21 protein-coding genes, 1 other RNA gene and 1 other annotated feature are annotated in these 25,622 nt (G+C 48.9%); of the genes, 18 read left to right on the forward strand and 4 right to left on the reverse strand.

The genetic code is table 11. The features are described from left to right. Position 1: 1 nt before the first annotated feature. Positions 2-1,588 (reverse strand): stage V sporulation protein B, encoded by a 1,587-nt coding sequence (spoVB, locus tag C7R94_RS13205; RefSeq protein ID WP_106781783.1) that lies wholly within the window; start codon positions 1,586-1,588, stop codon positions 2-4. 87 nt (positions 1,589-1,675) lie between these two features. On the opposite strand from spoVB, the gene C7R94_RS13210 reads away from it, so the two are divergent. The 8 genes from C7R94_RS13210 to C7R94_RS13245 all read left to right on the forward strand — a co-directional run bounded on the left by C7R94_RS13210 (position 1,676) and on the right by C7R94_RS13245 (position 10,904). After that, positions 1,676-1,912, forward strand: a complete 237-nt coding sequence (locus C7R94_RS13210) for a post-transcriptional regulator (RefSeq protein ID WP_047072757.1) — start codon at positions 1,676-1,678, stop codon at positions 1,910-1,912. 185 nt (positions 1,913-2,097) lie between these two features. Continuing rightward, positions 2,098-3,336: a protein translocase subunit SecD gene (gene secD, locus C7R94_RS13215; protein ID WP_083995162.1), complete on the forward strand. Its 1,239-nt coding sequence runs from the start codon at positions 2,098-2,100 to the stop codon at positions 3,334-3,336. Beyond that, on the forward strand, positions 3,326-4,249 hold the full coding sequence (gene secF / locus C7R94_RS13220) for a protein translocase subunit SecF (RefSeq protein ID WP_106781786.1): 924 nt from the start codon (positions 3,326-3,328) through the stop codon (positions 4,247-4,249). The genes secD and secF overlap by 11 nt, the downstream gene beginning before the upstream one ends. Positions 4,250-4,413: 164 nt before the next feature. Then, positions 4,414-6,762, forward strand: a complete 2,349-nt coding sequence (gene recJ, locus C7R94_RS13225; RefSeq protein ID WP_106781788.1) for a single-stranded-DNA-specific exonuclease RecJ — start codon at positions 4,414-4,416, stop codon at positions 6,760-6,762. Positions 6,763-6,774: 12 nt separating this feature from the next. Beyond that, a complete protein-coding gene (locus C7R94_RS13230; RefSeq protein WP_106781790.1) occupies positions 6,775-7,287 on the forward strand; it encodes an adenine phosphoribosyltransferase in 513 nt (170 codons plus the stop codon). 382 nt (positions 7,288-7,669) lie between these two features. Continuing rightward, complete coding sequence (locus C7R94_RS13235; RefSeq protein ID WP_106781793.1) at positions 7,670-9,841, forward strand: RelA/SpoT family protein; 2,172 nt, start codon at positions 7,670-7,672, stop codon at positions 9,839-9,841. Positions 9,842-9,892: 51 nt separating this feature from the next. Further along, the gene (gene dtd / locus C7R94_RS13240) at positions 9,893-10,330 is read left to right on the forward strand and encodes a D-aminoacyl-tRNA deacylase (protein WP_106781795.1); all 438 of its coding nucleotides are present in this window, start codon (positions 9,893-9,895) and stop codon (positions 10,328-10,330) included. Between the two features lie 22 nt (positions 10,331-10,352). After that, positions 10,353-10,904 (forward strand): short-chain dehydrogenase, encoded by a 552-nt coding sequence (locus C7R94_RS13245; protein WP_106781798.1) that lies wholly within the window; start codon positions 10,353-10,355, stop codon positions 10,902-10,904. A gap of 73 nt (positions 10,905-10,977) precedes the next feature. On the opposite strand, the gene C7R94_RS13250 is transcribed toward C7R94_RS13245, so the two are convergent. Both C7R94_RS13250 and C7R94_RS13255 read right to left on the reverse strand, forming a co-directional pair. Continuing rightward, the gene (locus C7R94_RS13250) at positions 10,978-11,472 is read right to left on the reverse strand and encodes a DinB family protein (RefSeq protein ID WP_106782095.1); all 495 of its coding nucleotides are present in this window, start codon (positions 11,470-11,472) and stop codon (positions 10,978-10,980) included. Between the two features lie 240 nt (positions 11,473-11,712). Beyond that, a complete protein-coding gene (locus C7R94_RS13255; protein ID WP_106781801.1) occupies positions 11,713-13,605 on the reverse strand; it encodes an N-acetylmuramoyl-L-alanine amidase family protein in 1,893 nt (630 codons plus the stop codon). Between the two features lie 155 nt (positions 13,606-13,760). Here C7R94_RS13255 and C7R94_RS30270 point away from each other — a divergent pair, with 155 nt between their 5' ends. From C7R94_RS30270 to C7R94_RS13285, 7 genes are all read left to right on the forward strand, one after another. After that, positions 13,761-13,931 carry a hypothetical protein gene (locus C7R94_RS30270; RefSeq protein WP_012685602.1) on the forward strand — a complete coding sequence of 57 codons (171 nt, stop codon included), beginning with the start codon at positions 13,761-13,763 and terminating at the stop codon, positions 13,929-13,931. A gap of 94 nt (positions 13,932-14,025) precedes the next feature. Beyond that, positions 14,026-15,549 carry a coproporphyrinogen III oxidase gene (locus C7R94_RS13260; protein WP_106782097.1) on the forward strand — a complete coding sequence of 508 codons (1,524 nt, stop codon included), beginning with the start codon at positions 14,026-14,028 and terminating at the stop codon, positions 15,547-15,549. A gap of 214 nt (positions 15,550-15,763) precedes the next feature. After that, positions 15,764-16,023: a binding site (T-box leader), on the forward strand. A gap of 125 nt (positions 16,024-16,148) precedes the next feature. Beyond that, complete coding sequence (gene hisS / locus C7R94_RS13265; protein WP_106781804.1) at positions 16,149-17,423, forward strand: histidine--tRNA ligase; 1,275 nt, start codon at positions 16,149-16,151, stop codon at positions 17,421-17,423. 24 nt (positions 17,424-17,447) lie between these two features. Next, the gene (gene aspS, locus C7R94_RS13270; RefSeq protein ID WP_106781806.1) at positions 17,448-19,238 is read left to right on the forward strand and encodes an aspartate--tRNA ligase; all 1,791 of its coding nucleotides are present in this window, start codon (positions 17,448-17,450) and stop codon (positions 19,236-19,238) included. Positions 19,239-19,289: 51 nt separating this feature from the next. Next, positions 19,290-19,472, forward strand: a non-coding RNA gene (gene ssrS, locus C7R94_RS13275) — 6S RNA. Positions 19,473-19,537: 65 nt separating this feature from the next. Beyond that, complete coding sequence (locus tag C7R94_RS13280; protein ID WP_017247587.1) at positions 19,538-20,293, forward strand: tRNA threonylcarbamoyladenosine dehydratase; 756 nt, start codon at positions 19,538-19,540, stop codon at positions 20,291-20,293. 6 nt (positions 20,294-20,299) lie between these two features. After that, positions 20,300-21,658, forward strand: coding sequence for a replication-associated recombination protein A (locus C7R94_RS13285; protein WP_106781809.1), 1,359 nt, complete (start codon positions 20,300-20,302; stop codon positions 21,656-21,658). A 16-nt stretch (positions 21,659-21,674) separates the two neighbouring features. On the opposite strand, the gene C7R94_RS30275 is transcribed toward C7R94_RS13285, so the two are convergent. Next, entirely contained in the window at positions 21,675-21,848 is a 174-nt protein-coding gene (locus C7R94_RS30275) for a hypothetical protein (RefSeq protein WP_162837766.1), read from the reverse strand. A gap of 97 nt (positions 21,849-21,945) precedes the next feature. Here C7R94_RS30275 and cymR point away from each other — a divergent pair, with 97 nt between their 5' ends. The 3 genes from cymR to C7R94_RS13300 all read left to right on the forward strand — a co-directional run bounded on the left by cymR (position 21,946) and on the right by C7R94_RS13300 (position 25,558). Beyond that, positions 21,946-22,365: a cysteine metabolism transcriptional regulator CymR gene (gene cymR, locus C7R94_RS13290; protein ID WP_106781825.1), complete on the forward strand. Its 420-nt coding sequence runs from the start codon at positions 21,946-21,948 to the stop codon at positions 22,363-22,365. A gap of 210 nt (positions 22,366-22,575) precedes the next feature. Further along, positions 22,576-23,721: a cysteine desulfurase family protein gene (locus C7R94_RS13295; RefSeq protein ID WP_106781827.1), complete on the forward strand. Its 1,146-nt coding sequence runs from the start codon at positions 22,576-22,578 to the stop codon at positions 23,719-23,721. Positions 23,722-23,893: 172 nt separating this feature from the next. Continuing rightward, entirely contained in the window at positions 23,894-25,558 is a 1,665-nt protein-coding gene (locus C7R94_RS13300) for a methyl-accepting chemotaxis protein (RefSeq protein WP_106781829.1), read from the forward strand. The last annotated feature ends 64 nt before the right edge of the window (positions 25,559-25,622 follow it).

The raw sequence follows: 25,622 nt of genomic DNA on the forward strand, positions 1-25,622 counted from the left end.
GCTAGCGGCGAGGGAAGAACACGGCGAGTTGTTCGCCGATCCACGGAATGCGTCGCACATCTTGCTTGCCCAAGACGCGCATAGCGACAAGCAGGACAATGTACAGCAAGGTGCTAATGAAGGTGCTTGCAGTCAATAGCTGTCCAATCGATACGTCCATAAACCAATACCTGGCAATGTAGGAACCGGAATAACCCATGAGAAGCATGGCGACTGCGATTTTGCCGAATTCCCGAAAGTCGATCGTAAAACCAATTTTTTTAATCAGGCTGGCAAAATGCAATAATGTCCCAAGCGTAATGCCGATATTAAGAGCAATGACAGCACCGTGAATGCCGAATGCTGGATGTGCCGTGAAAAAAAACATGGCGACAGTTTTGACGATGGCACTGATCAGCGTATTTCGAAAGACGACCTGAGCGTAATCGAGACCTTGCAAGGCAGCTGCAAGCGGTGCTTGGAAAAACAGGAAGACGGAGAACGGTGCGAGCTCTTTTAGCAGCAGGCCAACCTCTCGATACTCATTGCCGTAGAGCAGGACACATAAAGGTTCTGCAAAAATGGTGAGCAAGACGGTACAAGGTGCTCCGATGACGAGTGTAATCCGCATGGCTTGATAAATGCGGCGATGCACGAGTGGAGCATTTTTTTGATAGGCCGCTTCCGCCACGGCAGGAACGAGGGAAACGGACAAGGAATACGTTAAAAAAGTGGGAAAAAGCAACAAAGGAACGGCCATCCCGGCAAACTGTCCGTACAAACCAGTAGCAGTCGAGGTGGTAAATCCTGCAATGACGAGTGCGTATGGAACGAGCATCGGCTCTAGCACGTAAGCGATGGAGCCAATAACGCGGCTAAGCGTGACGGGGAGTGCGACATGAATGAGCTGTGACAAGCTCTTTTTGCTTGCTGAAACCGTCATGAGGAGAGGCTTATCCATAAGCTGAGCTGCTGCTTTTTTGCTGCCTTTGCGATACTGCCAGAGAATGTACAAGAGTCCGGCGGCTTCTCCAAAAATAATGCTGGCGACAGCCCCTGCTGTGGCGTACTCAATGCCTGCCGAAAGAAACGACATCGTCATGACAACGACCAGTGCCATTCGGACGATTTGCTCCACAAGTTGAGAGACGGCAGTAGGGATCATGTTTTGCTTGCCTTGGAAGTATCCTCGCAGGACAAGAGAAATGCCGGAAATCGGGATGACCGGAATGGCTGCAAGCAGAACAATGTGTGCACGAGGGTCTGCGAATAGCATTCCGGAAATCCATTGAGAGAACAAGAGGAGCAGGACGCAAATGAAGAGGCTAATCCCACCGGCGACCGACAAGGCTAGTAACAAAAATCGGCGAGTCAGCCGCGGATTATTAGCTGCTTCCGTCTCTGCCACTTGTTTTGCAATGGCGACCGGAAGTCCGAATGTCGTCACAGTAATCAGAAAGTATAAAAGGGGCACAACCATTTGATAAAGCCCCATTCCTTCCGCTCCGATAATGCGCGACAACACGATCCTGTGAGCAAAGCCAAACACTTTGGTGATGCCACCAGCAATAATGAGGATGACCGTTCCGTAAAAGAAGGATTGTTTCATGGAAGGCTCCTTTGCAAGGATAAATTCACTCAGTAAAGAATATGGACGTGCCGCTGTCGGCATGACTACTTTGAGGGGGAAATTGGGATGGACCAAGCGGAAAAACAGGAATGGTATGGGCAAGTCGTAAGTCTTTGTGTAAGCAAGGCCGAAGAATTTGCTCTTTTGGGGTACGACAATGTGGCACCTGAAGACGTTTGGGAATGCGTCACGAACGGCTATAAAGAAATGCCGCCGATCCACCAGCTTGTCAACGACATTTTGTCCTTGAAGCCTAACAAGTATATGAATTACCTCATGATTCAAATGTACAAAAATTCTTAGTGATTTTATAGAAACTTCCGGCCGCCCTCTTCGTATACGTACTTATCGCGAAAAACGCAAGGGGTTGGTTTCCATGGTTCACCTTTCCAGCAATAATTGACACGTTTTTTTGTACTTCGTTATAATGGGCATATTGGTTTCTCGTCTAGGACGGGACCCTGTTAGGAAAGAGGGGTATTACTACTATGATTAAATGGGGAAGATTCCTCCTGTTTCTGGTCGTTGTAGGGCTTTTGGCTACGCTTGTAGCAACTACGACCAAGCAGGTGGCAGGAAACATCACACTCGGTCTGGACCTGCAGGGCGGGTTTGAGATTCTGTATGAGGTAGAGCCTCTCGAGGCTGGACACAAAGTTGATATCGAGCTTTTGAAATCAACAGCTCACATGATCGAAAGACGGATTAACATCGGTGGCGTGGCTGAGCCAGTCACTACAACCGAATTGCCAAACCGGATTCGTGTTCAAATCGCATCACAAACAGCGGATCAGGATAAGCTTCGCGAGTTGATCGGGAAGCCAGCTCATCTGACATTCCGTGATGAAAATGGCAAGATTATGCTGCAAGGAAGTGACTTGGCTCCAAACGGGGCAGCAGTTGGTTATGACGAGCTGAAACGCCCGCTCGTTACCCTGAAATTCTCTGAGCCGAAGAAGCTAGAAGACGTTACACGTGCAAACCTGCACAAGCCAATGGCGATCTTTTTGGATGAGACGATGCAAACTAATCCGACCATTCAATCAGTCATTACTGGTGGTAGCGCGCAGATTACTGGAAATTACACACAGGAATCGGCACAGGAATTGGCTGATCTGCTGAATTCCGGTGCGATGCCAGCCAAACTGATTGAGAAGCAAGTAACCTCCGTGGGTGCTTCCTTGGGAACCCTAGCTCTAGAGAAAACCTTATATGCAGGGTATATCGGAGCTGCGCTGATCTTTATTTTCATGGTAGTTGTTTACCGTATGCCAGGTATGATTGCGAACATTACTTTGGCTGGATTTACCTATTTTTGTATGCTCGTACTCGACTGGATGCATGCAACCCTGACGCTGCCAGGTATTGCTGGATTTATTTTGGCCGTGGGAATTGCCGTGGATGCTAACATCATTACCTATGAGCGCATCCAGGAAGAAATTCGTTCTGGCAAGACAGTCCTCTCTGCCTTCCGTGCGGGTGAACGCCGTTCCTTGATTACGATTATCGATGCTCACGTGACGACGCTGATTGCAACGGGCGTACTGTTCTTTTTCGGGACGAGCTCCGTACAAGGCTTCGCTGTTGTATTGGCGATGACGATTATCGTAAGTATCATTACCAACGTGTTTGGGTCTCGCTTCCTCCTCTGGCTGGTTGTCCGTTCCAACATGTTTAAAAAGCCGTTCTGGTTCGGGGTAAAGGAGAGTGAGATCCGTGAGCTATGATAAAGACCATACTGTAATCAGATTTGACATCGTAAAAAATCGCAGGAAGTTTTTCATCGCTTCTTCTGCGATTATTATCATCGGCCTTCTGTTTACGCTATTTCAAGGGCTTCACCTTGGCGTTGACTTTAAGGCAGGAACTCGCTTGGATCTATTCATTGGAAAACAATTCAATCCGACAGATATAGAAGAAGTGATCAAGAAAGAGGTTCCTAATGTTAATTTCAGCAAGGTCACTCCGTATGGTGAAAATCAAGGTCAGGCCTATACACGTTTTGACCAAACCATCTCATCCGATACACTGATGAAAGTGGAAATGGCTCTCAAAGCAAAATATGGTGAGCAGGTCTCGAAGCAGGTTTCGTCGGTTGATCCAAGTATTGCGCAAGAGATGGTGAAAAAAGCAGGGATTGCGGTTGCGATTGCTGCTGTGGGAATTGCCATCTACATCGCGATCCGCTTCCAATGGCTGTTCGGTATTGCGTGTGTCGTGGGGCTTGCGCATGACGTGTTTATTCCGATTGCGTTGTTCTCCATCCTTGGGTTGGAGGTAGACATTACCTTTATTGCAGCGCTTCTGACGATCTTGGGTTACTCAATTAACGATAAAATCGTTATTTTTGACCGGATTCGGGAGAACTTGAGAACGATGAAATCCAAGACAATTCCTGAACTGGAACATTTGGTGAACGTGTCACTGTGGCAAACCATGCGCCGTTCTGTATACACGGTAGCGACTGTATTCTTCACAGCTCTTGCACTTGCTGTTTTGGGAAGCGAGAGCATTCAAAACTTCTCCTTGGCCCTGCTGTTCGGTCTGGTGAGTGGTACGTATTCCTCTATCTTTATTGCTGCCCAAGTATGGGTGAACTTGAAAGAACGGAATATGAAAAAGAAAAAAGAAGTAGTGTAAAGATGGACGAAACCGCAGGTGAACCCTGCGGTTTTTCTATTCTCTGATTCTGTATTTGCCTCAGATTGAAGCCGTATGAGAGTTTTGCATAAAACGGTATGTTTTATGCAGTTGTCAGCTTCCTGCTCCATCCTCTATAATGAATGAGGATTGGAGGAAAGCCCATGCTGAAAGCGAAAACACGCTGGAAACTGGCCACCTATGATGAGCAGCTTGCTGCTAGTATTGCCGCAGATTGTCAGCTTACTCCGCTCGTATCCAAGCTACTGGTGATACGTGGCATTGATACATCACAAAAGGCTCGTGATTTTTTGCAAGCCGGTCCAGAATTGTTTCATGACCCTTTCTTGCTGGATGGAATGGAACAAAGCGTGCATCGCATTCAACAAGCCATTCAAAGGCAAGAACCGATTTGCATATACGGCGATTACGACGCCGATGGGGTTAGCTCCACATCGCTAATGGTACATCTACTGCGCCAGCTCGGCGCTGTTTTTGACTACTACATTCCCAACCGTTTTACAGAAGGGTATGGGTTACATAAAGACGCATTGGCGCATCTGCATCAAAGCGGCTATAAGCTGATCATCACTGTCGATACAGGGATCAGTGCAGTCGAACAGGTAGCGTATGCGAACCAGTTGGGTCTTGACGTCATTGTAACCGACCATCACGAACCTCCGGCAATCATCCCGGAGGCATTTGCTGTGATTAACCCCAAGAAGCCCGGCTGTTCGTACCCGTTTGATATGTTGGCGGGAGTGGGGGTCGCCTTTAAAGTGGGGCATGCCTTGCTGAAGGAGCCGCCACTGCATTTGGCTGATTTGGCTGCATTGGGGACGATAGCGGATCTGGTGCCGTTGGTAGATGAAAATCGCATTCTTGCTCGAGCAGGATTAAAGCGCTTAAATCATACAAGGAACCTTGGTCTGCAAGCCTTAATCCGAGTTTGTGGGTTGGCCGATACCGAGCTGTCCGCGGGACATGTAGGCTTTGCGCTTGGACCGCGTCTGAATGCGAGTGGAAGGCTGGAGACGGCTGAATCCGCTGTGAAACTGCTGACGACTTCGGATATGGACGAGGCAGAGAAATGTGCGCAGGCCCTGGACGACTTAAACCGCGAACGTCAGGAAATCGTGGCAGCGATGACTGAGGAAGCTGTACAGATGGTGAATGAGCTGTATCCGCCTGACCAGAACAATGTTCTCGTTCTGGCTAAAGAGGGCTGGAACGTGGGCGTGGTAGGGATTGTAGCTTCCCGATTGGTTGAGCTTTTTTACCGTCCAACGATTGTGCTTGGCATCGATCCGGAAAAAGGAACGGCAAAAGGCTCTGCGAGGAGCATCGCAGGTTTTGATATGTATGAGGGTCTGACTGCTTGCAAGGAATGGCTACCCCACTATGGCGGTCATACGATGGCAGCGGGGATGACCTTGCCTGTAGAAAATCTCGACTTATTACGCCAAAAATTAAACGAGCTCGCTGGGGAGTGGTTGTCCGCTGAAGACTTCACGCCGATGACCAAAGTGGACGTTGCTATGAGCATGGAAGAGATCAGCTTGACTGCAGCGGAGCAACTCGAACAGCTCGCCCCATATGGAATGGGGAATCCAACACCGCTCGTTTTATTAGAAGAAGTAGAAACACAAGGGATGCGCACCATTGGGCGAGATGACAATCATTTGAAGTGTACATTGAGCAAAGCGGGTACCTCATTGGATGCAATTGGCTTCAACTGGGCACATGTAACAAAGAGAGTAACCCCCAAAGCTCGTTTTCACGTATTAGGGGAATTGTCTGTAAACGAATGGAACGGAAATCGAAAGCCTCAGCTGACGATCCGTGATTTGTCTGTTGGACACCAGCAAGTATTTGACTGGCGAGGCAGCCGTGACAAGATAGAGAAGTGGCAGCAAGTGATGGCAGAATCAAATTCGGTGACCATTCTGTTTCGCGAGGAAAGCTATGCACCTTTGGCAGCGAAAGCGACAAGCGATCAGCTGAATTCTTTGTTCGTGGTTGGTCGAGAAGAGACGAATATCACAGCCTCTTCCAACGTGATTTTGTATGATTTGCCGACGCGCCGTTCCGAATTGGAAGTGGTTCGTGTCTTGCTCAAACAAGCGGAGCGCATATACTGTTTGTTTGGCGATCCGGATTTAGGAATGGAGCGGCTTTCCTGTCCGGGCCGGGATCATTTTAAACAGTTGTACCAGTTTTTCGTCCAGGTGCCAACTGTTAAAAAAATCCATATGGAAGCATTGGCCAGAAAGCTACAATGGAAAAGAAATCTATTGGACGGCATGATTGCCATCTTTATGGAGCTGGAGTTTTTGGTAGAGGAGGCCGAGCAGTATACGCTGCAGGCCAGCACTGCGAAAAGGCCGCTCGAGAGCTCTGTGCTCTATGCGAATTGGAAGGAAGAGGCACAGCTTGCTACGGATTTATTGCTTTCTTCTTCTGATGCAATGATTCAAGCGCTTCATCAATTGGTGGAACCAACCACCGTTTAGGAGGAATTTTTCATGGATTTTAAACAATACATTCGTGTTATCCCAGATTTTCCACAGCCAGGCATTCGTTTCAAAGACATCACTACGCTGTTGAAGGATGGCCCTGCTTACAAGGCTGCGATTCAAGACTTGGCTGTCTTCGCGCGTGAAGTAGAAGCAGACGTGATTGCGGGTCCAGAAGCTCGTGGATTCGTAGTAGGTGCTCCTTTGTCGTACGAAATGGGCATTGGCTTTGTACCGATCCGCAAGTCTGGCAAGCTGCCATATGAATCTATCAAGGCGGATTACAACCTGGAGTATGGAAAAGATGCACTGGCAGTACACGTAGATGCAATCCAACCAGGGCAGCGCGTTCTGATTGCAGACGATTTGCTGGCGACAGGTGGAACCATTGAGACAACAATCAATTTGATTGAGCAACTCGGAGGCAAAGTAGTAGGAGCTGCCTTCTTTATCGAACTGTCCTACTTGGATGGACGTAGCAAAATAGGGGATATTCCTGTCAAATCGCTCGTTCAATATTAATTGATGCAACAAGGAAAACGGGTAAATTGCCCGTTTTTTTCTTTTTTCTGCGGCTGTACATACTTTACAGGGGAATTCAGCTTTACAAGACGAACGACATACAAGATAATAGTATGAAATAGACAGACATGATACGTGCAAGTAAGCCTTCGCCTGCGCCAAAAGACTTGGCAACGCCCAAGTTTTCTAGACGTATAGGAAAGTTCAAGTGCTTCACAGTGCGAAATGCGTCCAGGCTTAAACTTTCCGGAGCGCATCACGAAGTGCCTCAGCGTCTGCTTCCGGCAATACTTCGGTGAAACTTTCCGCTATAATGCGGTCGCTCCTCCGTGAGAAGGCCTCGAACGAGGTTATTTTACTGAGAGGATAAGGGAAGGGAACTATGATTACCGGCATTGATGAGGTAGTAAAAAAAGCAAGCACCTATTTATCACAATCGGATTTGGACCTGATTACACGTGCCTATCAGCTTGCCGAAAAAGCGCATGAAGGGCAAATACGCAAATCAGGCGTTCCTTACATTATGCACCCAATCGCCGTGGCGGGTATTCTCGCAAACCTGCACATGGATGCTGTTACGATTGCGGCTGGATTTTTGCATGATGTCGTGGAAGATACCGACATTACGCTTGATCATCTCCGTGAGCAGTTCGGACCGGATGTAGCTCTCCTGGTAGATGGAGTGACCAAGCTGGAAAAAATTAAATACAAGTCCAAAGAAGAACAGCTCGCCGAAAACCACCGCAAGATGCTGGTTGCCATGGCACAGGACATCCGCGTCATCATGATCAAGCTGGCAGACCGTCTGCACAACATGAGGACACTTCGGCACATGTCCGAGGAGAAGCAACGCGAGATTTCCGATGAAACGCTGGAAATCTTTGCGCCACTCGCTCATCGCTTGGGGATTGCTTCCGTCAAATGGGAACTGGAAGATACGGCGCTTCGTTATTTGAATCCGCAACAGTACTATCGGATTGTGAATTTGATGCAAAAGAAACGGGTGGAGCGCGAAGCCTACCTGAATGAAGCATCGGATACGATCAAAGAAAAGCTGGGCGAGTTAAACATCGAGGCGGAAATTTCGGGTCGTCCGAAGCATATCTACAGCATCTTTAAAAAGATGACGAGACAAAACAAGCAGTTCAACGAGATTTATGATCTGCTTGCGTTGCGGATTATTGTGAATGACATCCGCGATTGTTACGCCGTTCTCGGTATTGTGCATACCCTGTGGAAGCCGATGCCAGGCAGGTTCAAAGATTACATTGCCATGCCAAAGACGAACATGTACCAATCTCTTCATACCACAGTGATTGGGCCAAAAGGTGAGCCATTGGAAGTGCAAATCCGCACGTGGGATATGCACCAGACAGCAGAGATCGGGATCGCGGCTCACTGGGCGTACAAGGAAGGCAAAAGCATTGTGCAAGGCTCGTTTGCAGAGAAGCTGGGCAGTCTGCGGGAGATTATCGAAGGTGGATCGGAAGAAGCTCCGAACGCGCAAGAGTTCATGGAGAGTCTCAAACAGGATCTTTTCTCTGATACGGTTTTCGTCTTCACGCCAAAAGGCGATGTAGTCGAGCTGCCAAAAGGTTCTGTACCGCTGGACTTCTCCTATCGGATTCACTCTGCGGTAGGAAACAGAACGATCGGCGCCAAGGTGAACGGCAAGATTGTACCGCTCGACTATGCGATGAAAACAGGCGATATCGTCGAAATCCTGACCTCCAAGCATTCGTACGGCCCTAGTCAGGACTGGCTAAAGATGGCCAAATCTGCGCATGCTCGCAATAAAATTAAGCAGTGGTTTAAAAAAGAGAAGCGGGAAGAGAACGTCGCCAAAGGTCAGCAGATGGTGGAAGCGGAGATCAAGTCGCGTAGCTTTGATGTAAAAGAAGCGATGACGGAAACGAACCTGAAGGAAGCGGCAGCCCGTTTTAATTTCCAAGGGGCAGAAGACATGTTTGCCGCAGTCGGCTATGGCGGCATTACGGCTTCGCAAATTGCGACTCGTCTTCTAGACAAACTCCGTAGGGAGCGCGAAGAACAAAACCCGACCATTCCTGAGGTCAAACCGAATCCAGTAAATCGTTCTGCCAAGAGTGAGTCTGGCGTCAAAGTCCGTGGTTTGGATAATTTACTCGTCCGTATTTCTCGTTGTTGTACACCTGTTCCAGGCGACCAGATTATCGGTTTCATTACGAGAGGTCGTGGAGTATCGGTGCATCGACTGGACTGTCCGAACGTACTGACAGACGAATGTACAGAGCGCCTGATCGATGTCGAATGGGATACCGATTTCAAACATAATTTCCATGTAGAGATCGAGATCACAGGAAATGATCGGAGCGGACTGTTAAACGATGTACTGCAGGTTGTGGCTGAGACAAAGACGAACATTGCGGCTGTCAGTGGCAAGTCCGATAAAAATCGAGTAGCAACGATTCATATGACGATCTCGATTAGCAATGTGGATCATCTGTTGAAGGTAGTAGAGCGCATTAAGCGCATCAAAGATATTTATTCGGTTCGCCGGATACTGAGCACCTGATCCCTCGTGGATTGGGTGTTCTTGTTTAGCTAACAGGAAGGATGAGTCAGTGTGAGGGTTGTCGTACAAAGAACGAGAGAAGCGAGCGTTACCGTAGCAGGAGAGATCGTCGGACAAATAGATCACGGCTTAATGCTGCTGGTAGGAATTACGCATGAAGACACAGAAAAAGAAGTTGAATTTGTCGCAGACAAAATTGCGAACTTACGTATTTTTGAAGACGAGGAAGGCAAAATGAACTTCTCTGTTTTAGACAAGGGTGGTCAAATTTTGTCCGTATCACAATTTACGCTGTATGGCGATTGCAGAAAGGGCAGAAGACCCAACTTCATGGCTGCCGCACGACCAGAGCAGGCTGAACCGCTGTACGAGCTATTTAACGCCAAGCTGCGGCAAAAAGGGCTCCAGGTGGAAACAGGACGCTTTGGCGCAATGATGGACGTACGTCTGTTAAATGATGGCCCTGTCACATTGATTGTGGAATCATAAACACAACCAAGGGGATGAAAACATGGCGCAAGAAGCATTGGTGATTGGTGCGAGTGGCATGCTTACAGAGGTCTCCCGATGGCTGGCCCGCCAAGGTTATCAAGTAACCGTGCTTGGTCGTGATCCAGTCAAATTAAGTCGTATCAGAGATGGTTCAATTCATCCAGAGTCGATTCATATGCTGCCTCAAGACTACCATCAGACAGACGGTTTGCGTCAGGCTATGGACGAGCTCGTAGAGAAGAGAGGGCCGATGGATGTGGTTGTGGCGTGGATTCATTCGACTGCACCGCGTGCATTGCCTGTGATCGTAGAAGAACTGTCGCGTCCCGAGAAACGGTGGCAATTGCTGCATGTCTGTGGGAGCGGTGCTTGGAAAAATCCCCCCTCAGAACCTACTTCAAAAGTTTGTAATTATCGACGGGTCATCCTTGGGTTTACATGTGTAGGTGAGCATTCACGCTGGCTGACGAATGATGAAATTGCGGCAGGGGTGATTGACGCTCTGCAAACAACGGAACGGCAAATAATCGTCGGTCAGGTCGAGCCGTGGGAAAAACGCCCGGCGAATTAATCCTTTCGTGAAGCGAAAAACAAAAAACGATTGCATTCGGCAATCGTTTTTGTCGTTTCAGTACTAAATCGGGTCAGTGTATGTAATTCGCTGAAGGGAGGATCAGATTTTTGCCGATCAGGTTCGCAGAAATTGGCTTTTTCCCGATTTCTCGTGTCCATATCGATAGCTGTCCGACATGGTGGATTTCATGAGCGATCATGTGCCGCATAATCTCACCCCATGTGTACGTAGCGATGCTACCGTCTGGCTTCGTATCCTGAAAGGCTCTTGTTTCCATACTTTCATCCCAATTGCGCAAAAATTGAAGCACATCCGGGCGAAAAGTCGCCTCTAGCTCACGAACCTTTTCCAACCGGTTGTAAAGGCTGAAGCTATCTTGAAAATCAGGCCTTCCCAACATGACTTGAATCCAGCTCCACTCTACATCGATGACATGGAACAGCGTATGCAAAATACCCCCGACACCCCCGATGCGCGGACGAAGCAATTCTTCTATCGGGACATCCTCACACCATCTCAGCCATTCTTCACGAACCATCCAATTGTACTCAAACATAGTTTTAATAGAAATCACTCCATTTTCAAAGGTTAACTTGTGATCACCTGCGTCCATACCATCCGATTACTGATATTGTGATTGTTTTTCATCCGTCATCACTCCTTTCGATGACTTATGATATTCGCAAATCTTCTGGGAATTCCTGCCTGTCTTGCCTTGACGCGATCAGATGCGTCATAAAAGAAACCCCCATACGAGAGAGCTTGAGCCTGCTTCCTTCGTCTGGGGGTTTTTGTAAGAGAGGGATCAGCCTCCCTGATTGCTTTGTGTATTAAAGTACTGGACAATGCCTTTGAACAGACCTTCTGCGGCAAGATCCTGCTGTTTCTCGGAACGTGCGCGAATCTCATCGTTGTAGTTGGATAAGAAGGAGATCTCGGCCAAAATGGATGGCACCGGGTTTTCACGTAGAACGAAGTAGTTTCCGTATCGATAATTCATGTCCTTGTAGTTCGTCGCTTTCACCAGCTCCGTTTGAACCAGGGAGGCGAGCTTGCTAGAGTTACCTTGGCTGTAGTAGAAAATAATCGAGCCATTCGTTGCAGAGTTTGGATGCGTATTATGATGGACGCTGACAAAAATATCAGCCTGATTTTGAATCGCAATATCGACACGCTGTTGCAGGGTCAGCTTGCGATCATCAGCCCGTGTCATGACGACTTTGGCACCTGCCGCTTCCAGCTTGTTTCGCAGGAGCAGAGATACTTGCAGATTGACCGTTTTCTCTAATGTAGAGAAGCTGGAGCCAGTCGAACCACCATCTGTGCCACCATGTCCAGCATCGACGACGATGACTTTGCCGGCGAGGTCATTACTGCGTACCACTGCTGGTGCACCGTTAGCAGAAACGAGCCAGCCTGCAATGTAGCCCGTGGAGCCATCAGGGAAGTTTACTTGGAACCACTCGCCTGATTTATTGGCGATCCCGTATTTTTCGCCAGGCTGTACCTGTTTGATAACAGCGTGATCAGTACTCGGGCCAGAACGAACATTGGTATCTGGATTCATGATTGTCACATATGGGCCACTCGGAGTAGGCATGCTTGGTTGATTCACCGTAATGTGCCAGCCTGCCACCCAGCCAGTTTTTCCGTCCGCCGTGTTAATGCGGTACCAGTCTTCTTGTTTTTCCAAAACAGTCAGCTTGCTTCCGGCTGGAAGTGTAGCTTGAATGGCACTGGTTGTGTTCGGTTCACTGCGCAGATTCAATCCGTCCGTTTTTACTGTGGCGGATTGACTTGAAGAAGATGGTTGTCCAGTTTGAGGTTGCGTGTTTCCATTTCCATTTTCGGGCAGAGTCGGTTGACTTGTGTTCGGGTTGGTTTGATCAGTGGAGAGCCAAGCGTTGACTCCATCGTAAGGGAATTGAATCCAACCATTTTGTCTGTTCAAGACCGTGATTTTCTCGCCCGCATGTAGTTGGCCGATAGCAGGTGTACTGGCATCTGGCGTGGCGTATACGTACGGAGCGAAATCCAAGATTAGGCTGGCTCCTTGTACGGCAGGAGGCTTCGGTTGTGAGCCTGTGCCCGCTGGATTGGTCGTTGGGGGTGTACTAACGGTAGCGGGAGGAGAAACTGCTTGTCCCGCACCTACTTCTTTTACAAGCCAGTTTGCGACCCAGCCTTTTGTTCCTGCGTTGAGTTGAATTTGGAGCCATTCGCCATTCGTTTGCACGATGGGGTAACGCGTACCTGGATTGATTGTTTGTACGACTGCATATGTCTGACCGGGTCCAGAACGAACATTGAGATTCGTTGTGGTGCTCTCTACTTGCTTGGCAGATACAGTTGCTGGTTTCTGTTGTTGTTGTTGCTGTGAGCTGACGAGCCAGTTCGCTACCCAACCGCTTTGACCGTTCGGAAGCTTTACTTGAATCCAGTCATTTTTAGTAGAGATGACGGGCAGCACAGTTTTGTTCGGCAGTGTAGTGACGATTGCGTCTTGGAGGCTGGGACCTGAACGGACATTGAGCTTGTCCACGGTGACCTGAACAGAGCCGGCGGCCCAGGCTGCAGAAACGGGGAGGGAAATGGCACAGACGACAGTCAGGATACTCCTCAGGATCTTTTGACGAACAAACACGATAGACATCCTTTCCGAAATACGTAGCTTTTTGAATTCATCGCGATCTTGCATGTTTTTACCAAAATAATCACTTCGCTATTTCTCCTGCTTTTTCCTGCAAAAAACGACAAAGTACAGCATGACTTCCCTGATTGCTTTTCAGTAGCCAAGGCAATACTAGATTTTACTAGACGCTAGCGCACGCAGCTTTTCAGGAGGAATTCATCGTGAGACAGTCAAAGAAGGAAACATTCGCGCAAGGATTGAATCGGCAGTTTTTGTCTGTTGATTTTCAAGACGATTTAGAGAAAGAAACGTCACTACAAAATGCGGAAATGGCCCAAGATTTTCATCCGGGCTTGCGGGATATCCAACATCCACGACAAAAACGGAAATGATCTTGCACACGATGCCACAACTTGTCTAGTTGACCCGAGTAATTCTCGTCGGCTAAGATGAGGAGTGGCATTTTTGAAAAAGCAGGTGAACTCCATGATACAGATCATATGTGAGGGACACGCATTCGAGCGGGAACTCTCCTTAATTCTCGCGTTATTTTATGAAGATCCAGCACTCACTTTTGTGCCCGAGTGGACAGATGAGGCTGACTTGAAAATCAAGCTGGCTTTGACCGTACATGAAAATGGAGTCGTAGCTTCGGGAGAGTTATATGATGGCAAACGAAGCATTTCCCATCAGGTGGAGCGAGACTACGTAGCACGTGAGGAAAAAGCGATGAAAAAGACGGCCAAGCAAGCTCTTTGCTATGCGCTGTTATTGATGCTGGAAGAATACACGGGCATGGAGCAAGGCTGGGGAATTTTGACCGGGATACGCCCTACGAAGCTGCTCCATCAGTTGAACGCCGCTGGTGTAGACAGACAGGAAGCACATAAGAGATTGCAGCAGGATGTGATTTTGCGTCCATACAAGCTAAAGCTTTTGCAAGAAATCGTAGACAAGCAACTTTACGTCGTGCTTGATTTGTATCAGATTGACCGTGAGCTATCGGTATATATTGGGATCCCATTTTGTCCGACGAAATGTGCATATTGTACGTTTCCTGCTTACGCGATTCGCAGTCATACGGCTTCGGTTAATCCGTTTCTCGAAGGTCTCCATTACGAGATGGAGCGGATGGGAGAGTGGCTTCGGGCGAATGACCAACGGATCACGTCTATTTATTTCGGCGGCGGCACCCCTACGAGTATTACCGCAGATGACATGAATCAGCTGTTTGAGACGATGCATCGTTCGTTTCCACACATGGGGGATGTGCGTGAGTTGACGGTTGAGGCGGGAAGACCCGACACGATCACACGCGAAAAGCTCGATGTGATGAAGCGGTGGGAAGTGGATCGGATCAGCATTAATCCTCAATCGTTTACACAGGAGACCCTCCAGGCAATCGGACGCCATCACACCGTCGAAGAGACGATTGAGAAATACCATCTGGCTATGGAGATGGGCTTGACTAATATTAATATGGACCTGATTATTGGGCTGCCAAACGAAGGTGTAGCCGAGCTGGCGCACAGCCTCCAAGAGGTAGAAAAGCTGATGCCTTCCTCACTGACGGTGCATACGCTGTCTTTCAAGCGAGCATCTGAGATGACGCAGAACAAGGACCGCTACAAGGTCGCCAGTCGCGATGAAATTAGCAAGATGATGGAGATGGCCTCCGAGTGGACAGCGGCGAACGGTTATGACCCGTACTATTTGTATCGTCAGAAAAACATTTTGGGAAATCTGGAGAATGTCGGGTATGCCAAGCCAGGGCAGGAGAGCATCTACAACATCATGATCATGGAAGAGGTACAAACTATTCTTGGTCTCGGCTGTGGTGCAGTATCCAAGCTGATGGCTCCAGGAAGTGGCAAGCTGACGCGCTTTCCGAATCCGAAGGACCCGAAAACGTACAATGACACGTACAAGGTTCTGGTCGAAAACAAGCTCCGTGATTTGGATGAAATCTATTCGGGTGCGAGAACGACTGGACAGGTATCTGGCAAGTAAGTGATGGATATACTTGTTCTTAATAAAAAAACCTCTAGCGAGGCTTTTTCAAGGAGAGCGACCGCGTTTTTGCGGAAAGTTTTTATGCGCTCCAGAATTTATTAGCATGCCGCTAATCAATTCTTACACGTTAAAAAAAGTTTTATTCGAGCGCCTGTTGACGGCTGTTGGCGGGTTTGCTATGATTCACATTAAGCTTTTTTATTGAATACGAAATGATCTGATGACGGGAACAAGTATCCAGGAACCGGATGCCCAGAGAGAAAGCGCCGTGGCTGAGAGTGCTTTCGTATAACGGCTTGGTGAATGACATCCCTGAAGACCGCAGTGAACGGCTGAAAGAATTCTCTTTCCCCAGTAACTGGCAGGCGTGTGCCGGCGTTAACGGCTAATAAGTGGGATAGCCTTTTGTGTTTATAGGGCTATTCAAACAGGGTGGCACCACGGGAGTATAACCAGTCTCTCGTCCCTGACATGCGGCGATTTGCTAAATGTCAGGAGACGAGGGGCTTTTTTATTTGTTCATAAAGAAAGGTTCCTTGATCCTGAAGGTTTGGCTTTAGCCCGAGTTTTTGAAAAGACATGGAGGTTCGAGAGGAATGACAAGAATCCAGATCCCACGCGGTACGCAGGATATCATGCCTGGTACTGTAGAGCTGTGGCACTACGTGGAGGCCAAGGCCCGCGATCTGTGTCGCCGCTCCAATTATGCGGAAATTCGCACGCCGCTGTTTGAGAGCACGGAGTTGTTCCAACGGGGTGTAGGCGAGACCACGGATATCGTGGAAAAAGAAATGTACAGTGTAGCCAATCCGCGCAGTACGGATGCTCTCACGCTGCGTCCGGAAGGGACAGCGGGTGTTGTCCGCTCCTACGTGGAAAACAAGCTGTACGGTGTGCCTAATCAGCCTACCAAGCTGTACTACCTAGGACCGATGTTCCGTCACGAGCGTCCGCAAGCAGGCCGCTATCGCCAATTCGTCCAATTCGGTGCAGAAGCGATCGGTTCGAGCGATCCAGCAATCGATGCAGAAGTCATTGGCCTTGCGATTCGTCTGTATCAGGAGCTCGGATTGACAGGACTTTCGGTGGAATTGAACAGCGTAGGTACGGTAGAAGACCGGGCGCGTCACCGTGAGCATTTGCTCGCACATTTGAATGGCGTTCGCTCCGAGCTGTGCGAGGATTGCCAGTCTCGTATCGATCGCAACCCGCTGCGCGTGCTCGATTGCAAAAATGAAAAGTGCAAAACACTGACGATGGATGCTCCGTCCATTTTGGACTACTTGAGCGAAGAATCCGCGGCACACTTTAAAGCCGTGCAAGACTACTTGACCGCGCTGGATATTCCGTTTCATGTAAATCCGCGTCTGGTTCGCGGCTTGGACTATTACACACTGACCGCATTTGAAATCAAAATGGCGGAGATCGGTGCAGTAGAAACGCTTTGTGGCGGTGGGCGCTACAATGGACTTGTTGCAGAGCTGGGCGGCGACGATATGCCAGGCATCGGCTTCGCACTCAGTATCGAGCGTCTGCTGTTGGCTCTGGAAAAGCAAGGTGTTCAACTGCCGATCTCGGGTGGCATCGACTGCTTCGTAGTGGTGCAGACACCAGAAGCGAAAACAACAGCCTTCGTACTCGTCGACCAATTGCGCCAAGCAGGGATTGCGGCTGAGCTGGATTATCTGGATCGGAAAATGAAGGCACAGCTGAAGCAAGCAGATCGTCTACAGGCTCGCTTTACCGCGATCATCGGCGAGTCTGAATTGGCGAATGGCACAGTTGTTCTGAAGGAAATGGCAACAGGCGAGCAACAAGAAGTGAAACGCGAGGAACTCGTTTCGGTACTCGCTGAAAAAGCAAATCAATAAAACAAATCGTTGGGGGAAATGATCATGTCTTGGCAATATCGCACCGTACATGGTGGAGAAGTAACAACAGCACACGTTGGTCAGGAAGTCGTACTGAACGGATGGGTACAAAAGCGTCGCGACCTCGGAGGCGTCATCTTCATTGACTTCCGTGACCGCACTGGCATCGTCCAAATCGTATTCAACCCAGAGTACAACAAAGAGGCTTGGGAAGCAGCCGACAAGGTTCGTAGCGAATACGTACTGGTTGTAAAAGGGAAAGTGGTAAACCGTGCACCAGAAGCAGTCAATCCGAAGCTGAAAACCGGCGAAGTAGAAGTGCACATCTCTGAAATCGAAATCTTGAACGATGCAAAAACGCCTCCATTCCTGATTGAAGACGAGATCGATGTAGATGAACAAGTTCGTTTGAAATACCGCTACTTGGACTTGCGCCGTCCTGAAATGCAGCGCTCCCTGATTTTGCGCAGCAAAGCAGCGAAAGCATTCCGTGACTACCTGGATGAGAACAACTTCGTGGAAATAGAAACACCGATTCTCCAGAAGAGCACTCCTGAGGGCGCACGCGACTACCTCGTGCCTTCCCGTGTACATCCAGGCGAGTTCTACGCACTGCCGCAATCGCCACAGCTGTTCAAACAGCTTTTGATGGTATCCGGTTTGGAGCGCTATTACCAAATCGCTCGCTGCTTCCGTGACGAAGACCTGCGTGCTGACCGTCAGCCTGAATTTACCCAAGTGGACATTGAAACCTCTTTCCTGTCTATGGAAGAAATTCTGCCAATGATGGAAAAGATGGTCGCTCACGTATTCAAGCAAACGATTGGCGTAGACGTACCGACTCCATTCCCTCGTCTCACATATGCGGATGCAATGGCACGTTACGGTTCTGACAAACCAGACGTACGTTTCGGCATGGAGCTGACAGACGTATCTGATCTGGTTGCGACAAGCGACTTCAAGGTGTTTGCAGCAGCAGTAGCTGGCGGCGGACAAGTAAAAGCGATCAATGCAAAAGGTTGCGGACACTACTCCCGCAAAGAAGCAGACGACTTGGGCAAATTCGCTTCCCGTTATGGCGCGAAAGGCTTGGCTTGGATTGGCTTCAAAGACGGCGAGGTTAAAGGGCCAATTGCGAAATTCTTTAAAGAAGAAGAGCTTAACGAAATGAAAGCACGCTTGGCGGTAGAAGAAGGCGACTTGCTCCTGTTCGTTGCTGACAAACCAAAAGTAGTGGCAGATGCACTGGGTGCTCTTCGCTCCAAGCTGGGTGCTGAACTTGGTCTGATTGACCAAAGCCAGTTCGCATTCCTCTGGGTAGTAGACTTCCCACTGGTTGAGTGGGATGAGGATGCAAAACGTTACGTCGCCCTGCACCATCCGTTCACACGTCCAAAAGACGAAGACCTGCACCTGTTCGACACTGATCCAGGTCAAATGCGCGCTCAAGCGTACGATATGGTTCTCAACGGATACGAGCTCGGCGGAGGTTCCATGCGGATCTTCAAGCGCGAAGTCCAAGAAAAAATGTTTACCGCACTTGGTTTTACACCAGAAGAGGCACGGAAACAATTCGGCTTCCTCATGGATGCATTCGAGTACGGTACACCTCCACACGGTGGAATCGCTCTTGGCTTGGACCGTCTGATCATGCTCTTGGCTGGCCGCACCAACCTGCGAGAAGTCATCGCATTCCCGAAAACAGCAAGTGCGAGTGACCTGATGGTAAACGCACCAGATGTAGTAGACGGAAAACAATTGAAAGAGCTGTCCATTGCAACAATTGTCACAGAAGAAGAAAAGGTGGAAGCGTAATCGACTTGCGCAACTGCATTGCTCTTTGATACATTGGTAATACTTATGATGAAAGCCCTGCGATGCCCGTGACATCCGATAGTTTTGAGCCACAAAGTTTGTTTAGGGAGTTTTTCGTCCGTGATTGTAAAGGCATGCCTCCTTAGAGTGGACGTCTGTAACAGTTCGGCAAGACACCCACCTGCGATGAAGCAGGTTCAAAACTAAGGAGCAACACGGCATAATGGGGCTCCTTTTTTCTCCTTCAATCCTACTTTTCCGATTGACTATAAACTCGCTTGTGAAAGGTGACACGAAATATGCTTCATCAATTTTCTCGTTGTGAATTGGCCTTCGGTCCCGAAGGTTTGGAAAAAATGAAAAATAGCCGCGTTGCTGTATTAGGAATTGGCGGAGTCGGCTCCTTTACAGTAGAAGCGCTCGCGCGTACAGGTGTAGGCAAGCTCGTTTTGGTAGATAAGGATGTAGTAGACATCACGAACATCAACCGCCAAATTCATGCGACGCTGAACACAGTCGGCCAAAAAAAGGCTGAGCTCATGAAGGAGCGTATTGCGACGATCAATCCAGAGTGCGAGGTCGTAACTCTCAATATGTTCTACAATGAAGAAACAGCGGATGCGCTATTCGAGCATGAACTGGATTACATCGTGGATGCGATGGATACCATGTCCGCGAAGCTCCATGTGATTAAGGAAGCGAAGCGTCGCAATATCCCTATTATTTCTAGCATGGGTGCGGCGAACAAAATGGACCCGACCCGTTTTGAGGTTGCCGATATTTCCCAAACGAGTTATGATCCGATTGCAAAGGTCATTCGTCGTGAGCTGCGGAAAAGCGGTATCTACAAAGGGGTTAAAGTTGTTTATTCCCGTGAGATTCCCGTAACCGTACGTGTCGATGTACGCGAACAGATAGTTTCCAACCCGAATTCACCGATTAGCAAAGTGAGGATGCCTCCAGCGAGCAATGCTTTCGTGCCTTCTGTAGCTGGTTTAATTTTGGCCAGTGTAGTGGCAAGAGATATTTTGGAGTGGCAGCCTGTAAAAGGATAGTGGAGCATGGATGATTTATTTACGTTTGCCTATGACCAGCAGGGTGGCGGCAAACAGAAGCCATTGGCTGCGCGGATGCGGCCGCAAACGATTCAGGATGTAATCGGGCAATCGCATATTTTGGCTCCTGGAAAGCTGCTTCGACGCGCGATTGAAGCAGATCAAGTGTCCTCTGTCATTTTTTACGGACCTCCAGGAACAGGGAAAACAACACTGGCAAAAGTCATTGCCCGAACTACACGTACACATTTCTCCGAGTTAAATGCTGTTACCGCGGGTGTCGCTGACATCCGCAAAGTGGTAGACGCGGCAAAGGAACGGCTCGTCATGGACAGTCAGCGGACAACCTTGTTCGTAGACGAGATTCACCGCTTCAATAAGTCGCAACAGGACGCCCTTCTTCCTTATGTGGAGGAAGGCACGATTATTTTGATCGGTGCTACGACGGAGAATCCTTTTTTCGAGGTGAATCCGGCGCTTTTGTCGCGTTCACAAGTATTTTCTCTTCAATCGCTTTCTCATGAGGAATTGAAGCAGGTCATGGATCGGGCACTGACTGATGAAGAAAATGGCTTGGCAGAGCTATTTGTTACCGTAGAACCGGAAGCGGCAGAGCATTTGATTCAATACGCAGAAGGGGATGCCAGACGTTTGCTGAATGCATTGGAACTGGCGGTGACAACAACGCAACCAGGAGCCGATGGACGAATTACGGTGACATTGGACGTCGCCGTAGAATCCATTCAGCGCAGGGCTGTACGCTACGATAAGAGTGGGGACAACCATTACGACACGATTTCCGCTTTTATTAAATCCATTCGTGGTTCTGATCCGGACGCAGCTCTTTACTGGTTGGCGAGAATGATTGATGCCGGAGAAGATCCGCGGTTCATTTCTCGCCGTTTGGTCATTTCGGCTTCAGAGGACATCGGAAATGCTGACCCGCAAGCGATCACAGTTGCGATTTCCTGCTTTCAGGCGGTAGAATTGGTGGGGATGCCTGAAGGGCGTATCCCTTTAGCTCAAGCAACGACGTACCTGGCAACCGCACCCAAAAGTAATGCCGCTTACAACGGAATTAATTCTGCGTTGGATCGTATCCGAACGGATGGCCACAAGCAAGTACCGATTCATCTGCGAGATTCTGCTTACAAGGGAGCTGCGAAGCTGGGACACGGTCAGGGATATCTGTATCCGCATAACTATCCATATGGGTACGTACCTCAACAGTATCTGCCTGACGGTGTAAACTACTCGTTCTACCAGCCAAGGGACCATGGCTATGAGCGTCACATTCGCCGCTTCCAGGAAGAAAGACAGAAGATGGATGAACGTGGATTGCCAAGGAAAAACTCCCCCGAATAATGGGGGAGCTAACATGTTAAGTGCGGACATTTCCGCCTGGTTTATTGGGCAAATCACCGTTTTCATTCGGCTGTTTGCTCTGCTCACTGGCACCGTAACGGGCTTTGTGAGCAATCGTGCCTGCGGGTTGGTCGTACAAGGTGTCGGACGGGTGGTTGCGACCTCGTTCCGAGCGTTTGTTCGTTGTCATCTGCATATCACCCCCTAAGATGTTAGTGTGTCCCGCGATACTGAAGACATGTAGGGGGCGGGCACGTATTACCGATACAAAGAGGAGAGTTGTTAACGTGAAGATTTCAACGAAAGGACGTTACGGGCTGACGATCATGATGGAATTGGCCAACCGTTGCGGAGAAGGGCCGACTTCCCTGCGGAGCATCGCCCAAAAACACGATTTGTCCGAGCATTATTTGGAGCAATTGATCGCACCTCTGCGTAATGCGGGTTTGGTAAAAAGCATTCGTGGCGCATATGGAGGTTACGTTCTGGCAAAGCAGCCGGATGAGATTTCTGCTGGCGATGTGATTCGTGTGCTGGAAGGACCGATCAGCCCTGTGGAATTTGCAGAGGAAGAAGATCCGGCTAAGCGCTTTTTATGGCTGCGTATTCGGGATAGTATTTCTGCTGTTCTGGATTCGACTTCCCTTCACGACTTGATCAGTTTTGAAGACGATGGTCCTGCCGATAATTATATGTTTTACATCTAGAATATAAGAGGTTGTTCAAAAAGTCGTCTTTCGATCACGAAGTAGCTCAGAAAGCTAATTCGACATCGAATATGGCGTTCACCTCCGAAGTCCGGTGCTCATGTAGATTACCTACACTCTGCTCCTCCTTCGTTCGGTTCTCGCCATCTTCTCGGTGCTAAAAAGCCGACTTTTTGAACACGTACTATAAGTTGGTAGAAGGTGACAGCAGTGTCAGATCTAATGTATTTTGACCATGCAGCTACTACGCCGGTACATCCGCGGGTAGTTGCTGCTATGACTCCCTATTTGACGCAAGTATTCGGGAATCCATCGAGTGTCCATGGTGCAGGTCGCGAAGCGCGAAAAGCGTTGGAGCATGCGAGAGACACGATAGCCGACTTTATGGATGCTGATCCGCAATCGCTCATCTTTACGAGTGGCGGGACTGAAGCAGACAATATGGCAATCATCGGCGCAGCAATGGCACAACGCGAGCGTGGTCGTCACGTCATTACTTCGCAAATCGAACACCATGCAGTCTTGCATGCTTGTGAATTTTTAGAGCAGGCAGGTTTTGAAGTGACGTACTTGCCTGTTGACCAGACAGGCATGGTCCGCTTGGAGGACCTGAAACAAGCGGTTCGCCCGGATACGGTACTCGTGTCCATCATGTACGGGAACAACGAAGTTGGAACGATCCAGCCGATCGAGGAAATCGGTACCTTCCTACGTGAAAAAGGGATTGTTTTTCATACGGATGCCGTACAGGCTTTTGGTGTACTGCCAGTCCATGCACGGAAGCTGCCGGTTGATATGCTCTCGGTATCCGCCCATAAAATTAATGGTCCAAAAGGAGTCGGCGCTTTGTATTTAGCGCGTAAGGTTCCGTTTTCCCCGATTTTGCACGGCGGTTCACAAGAGCGCAAACGCAGAGCGGGTACGGAAAACCTGGCCGGGATTGTTGGGTTTGCCGAAGCAACAAGGGTCGCTCGCGAGGAAATGGCGAAACGGGTTGAAAAGTATGAACAGATGAAAGCAACGATGATCGCAGTCTGGCAAGAAGCAGGAATTTCGTTCTGCCTGAATGGACATCGCGAGCAGGCATTGCCACATATTTTAAATGTGTCCTTCCCTGGTGCCCATACCGAAACCATGCTGATGAATCTGGATATCGCCAAGATTGCAGCAGCGAGCGGCTCCGCTTGTACATCTGGATCATTAGAGCTGTCACACGTTCTAAAAGCAATGCACTTGGATGAGAAGATTGCTCACTCAGCCATTCGTTTCAGCTTTGGGATTACGAATACGGTGGAAGAGGCGGATCAGGCTGCTACAGCGGTTGCTGCGATTGTGAAGCGCTTGGTGCGCGAATAACGAAGGATGAAAGCCGTTTGGATGAAGCCAAGCGGTTTTTTCATTTGAGCAAAAGCGGTTTTCGTATTGGCGTTTGTGGTGAATTGTGGAAGAGGATGGTAAAATGATGCTGTAGTACTAATCCTGAAGAACTACTATACAATTCGGATCATCCGATAAGGAGAGGACTTTCATGTTGGCCAGACGCTACTCTATTCGCTACAAACTGGTGTTTACGATACTCATCCTAACCATGCTCCCATTAATGGTCGTCGGCTATATCCAATTTGAAAATGCGCGCAGCGCGCTGTACAAGCTGGCTGTATCTGACTTGCAATACATAACGGAAATAAAGGCACGTGAGCTGGCTGTTTACGCTCAAGATACAACGAATAGTGAGGGAAACAGACAGAAAATTAACGAAATAACACGCGAGGTGGCCGAAAAATATTACAAGCCAAATGGCATGGTTGGCTATGCCTATATCCTGGATGCAAGTGGAATCGCCATCTTTCATCCAGATCCGAAAGTCGAGAATACCTCTTTGGCGAATGAACAATTCACGCAAGTCATGCTTGCTCAAAAAAACGGCTGGATCGAATATGAATTCGGAGGCTCTACCAAAGTGGCGGCGTATAAGCAGCTGCCGAACGGGTGGATTCTTGTCATTGGCAGCTACGAGAATGATTTGCTGACGACGATTGAGAGCAGTCGTCCGATGATGTTTCTCCTCAACTTGATCAGTGCTAGCTTGGCGTTAATCACAGGCATTTTTATTGTCAACAAGCTGGTACGACCGCTAAAAGAGCTGGTTTTGGCAATGAAACGTGCAGAGACTGGAGATTTGACCACGCAAGTTACTGTCCGTTCCCGGGATGAGCTTGGGGAATTATCATCGATGTACAATGAGATGATGGGAGTATTTCGCAGTATGGTCAACGAGGTGCAGCGAGTAGCCCAACAGGTCGCGGCAGCCTCGGAGGAATTAACAGCGAGTGCGACAGAAAGTGCGCGTGCTTCCGAACAGATTTCCATGGCTTCTTCGGAAATCGCTACAGGCTCCGAACAACAAAAACAAACGGTGACGGATACAGTTCGCTTTTTGTCTCGCATCGGTGGAGATATCCAACTCATTGCAGCCTCAACCTCTCAAGTCAATGCTGATGCGACAGATGCGAATCGTTTGGCACAGGTTGGGGAAGGAAAGCTGCAAGAGCTCGTACAAGAAATGGATCAAATCACCGATCATGCCCGCCGCACGGAGCAGGTTATCCGGGAGCTTGGTTCTCAATCCGAGCAAATCATCGGAATCATCACGACCATTCGTCAAATATCCAACCAGACAAATCTATTGGCTCTGAATGCCGCTATCGAGGCTGCACGGGCGGGGGAACAGGGACGAGGCTTTGCGGTTGTTGCCCAGGAGGTACGTAAGCTGGCTGAGCAATCGGGCGGGGCTGCAGAAGAGATCGCAGGCTTGATTCATTCGATCCATACAGATATTCTCGCCGCTGTATCGGAAATGGGAACGACTGCAGTCGCTATACAGGATGGACGGGAAGGAGTGGCCCAGGCAGGAGACAGCTTCCAGCAAATATTAGTGGCCGTTCAAGACGTCAGCCAGCAAGTGCATCGTATGAACGAAGCAGCACAAGCGATTCATCGCGATACAGTCCAATTGGTGAGTCACTCCGAAAAAATAGCTGGACTTGCAGAAACAGCGGCAAGAGATACACAGGAAGTGGCAGCAGCGTCTGAAGAACAGTCAGCAACGTCCGAGGAAATGACGGCAGCATCCGAAATGCTTGCGAAAATGGCCGAGCAGTTGTCAGAACAAGTAAAACGATTTACAATTTAAGACGAGCATATGAGAAATCCACTTTCAAGAGAAGTGGATTTTTCCTTTCTGGAACGGTTTTTAT

Origin of the sequence: Brevibacillus sp. NRRL NRS-603, assembly GCF_003013445.1 — a bacterium.
In the GTDB taxonomy this organism is placed as follows: Bacteria; Bacillota; Bacilli; order Brevibacillales; family Brevibacillaceae; genus Brevibacillus; species Brevibacillus formosus.

Bases quoted from the DNA above. Each gene is read 5' to 3' on its own strand.
- spoVB (WP_106781783.1), bottom strand. From the start codon at position 1,588: ATGAAACAATCCTTCTTTTACGGAACGGTCATCCTCATTATTGCTGGT.
- C7R94_RS13210 (WP_047072757.1), top strand. From the start codon at position 1,676: ATGGACCAAGCGGAAAAACAGGAATGGTATGGGCAAGTCGTAAGTCTT.
- secD (WP_083995162.1), top strand. From the start codon at position 2,098: ATGATTAAATGGGGAAGATTCCTCCTGTTTCTGGTCGTTGTAGGGCTT.
- recJ (WP_106781788.1), top strand. From the start codon at position 4,414: ATGCTGAAAGCGAAAACACGCTGGAAACTGGCCACCTATGATGAGCAG.
- C7R94_RS13230 (WP_106781790.1), top strand. From the start codon at position 6,775: ATGGATTTTAAACAATACATTCGTGTTATCCCAGATTTTCCACAGCCA.
- C7R94_RS13235 (WP_106781793.1), top strand. From the start codon at position 7,670: ATGATTACCGGCATTGATGAGGTAGTAAAAAAAGCAAGCACCTATTTA.
- C7R94_RS13245 (WP_106781798.1), top strand. From the start codon at position 10,353: ATGGCGCAAGAAGCATTGGTGATTGGTGCGAGTGGCATGCTTACAGAG.
- C7R94_RS13255 (WP_106781801.1), bottom strand. From the start codon at position 13,605: ATGCAAGATCGCGATGAATTCAAAAAGCTACGTATTTCGGAAAGGATG.
- C7R94_RS13260 (WP_106782097.1), top strand. From the start codon at position 14,026: ATGATACAGATCATATGTGAGGGACACGCATTCGAGCGGGAACTCTCC.
- hisS (WP_106781804.1), top strand. From the start codon at position 16,149: ATGACAAGAATCCAGATCCCACGCGGTACGCAGGATATCATGCCTGGT.
- aspS (WP_106781806.1), top strand. From the start codon at position 17,448: ATGTCTTGGCAATATCGCACCGTACATGGTGGAGAAGTAACAACAGCA.
- C7R94_RS13280 (WP_017247587.1), top strand. From the start codon at position 19,538: ATGCTTCATCAATTTTCTCGTTGTGAATTGGCCTTCGGTCCCGAAGGT.
- C7R94_RS13285 (WP_106781809.1), top strand. From the start codon at position 20,300: ATGGATGATTTATTTACGTTTGCCTATGACCAGCAGGGTGGCGGCAAA.
- C7R94_RS30275 (WP_162837766.1), bottom strand. From the start codon at position 21,848: ATGACAACGAACAAACGCTCGGAACGAGGTCGCAACCACCCGTCCGAC.
- C7R94_RS13300 (WP_106781829.1), top strand. From the start codon at position 23,894: ATGTTGGCCAGACGCTACTCTATTCGCTACAAACTGGTGTTTACGATA.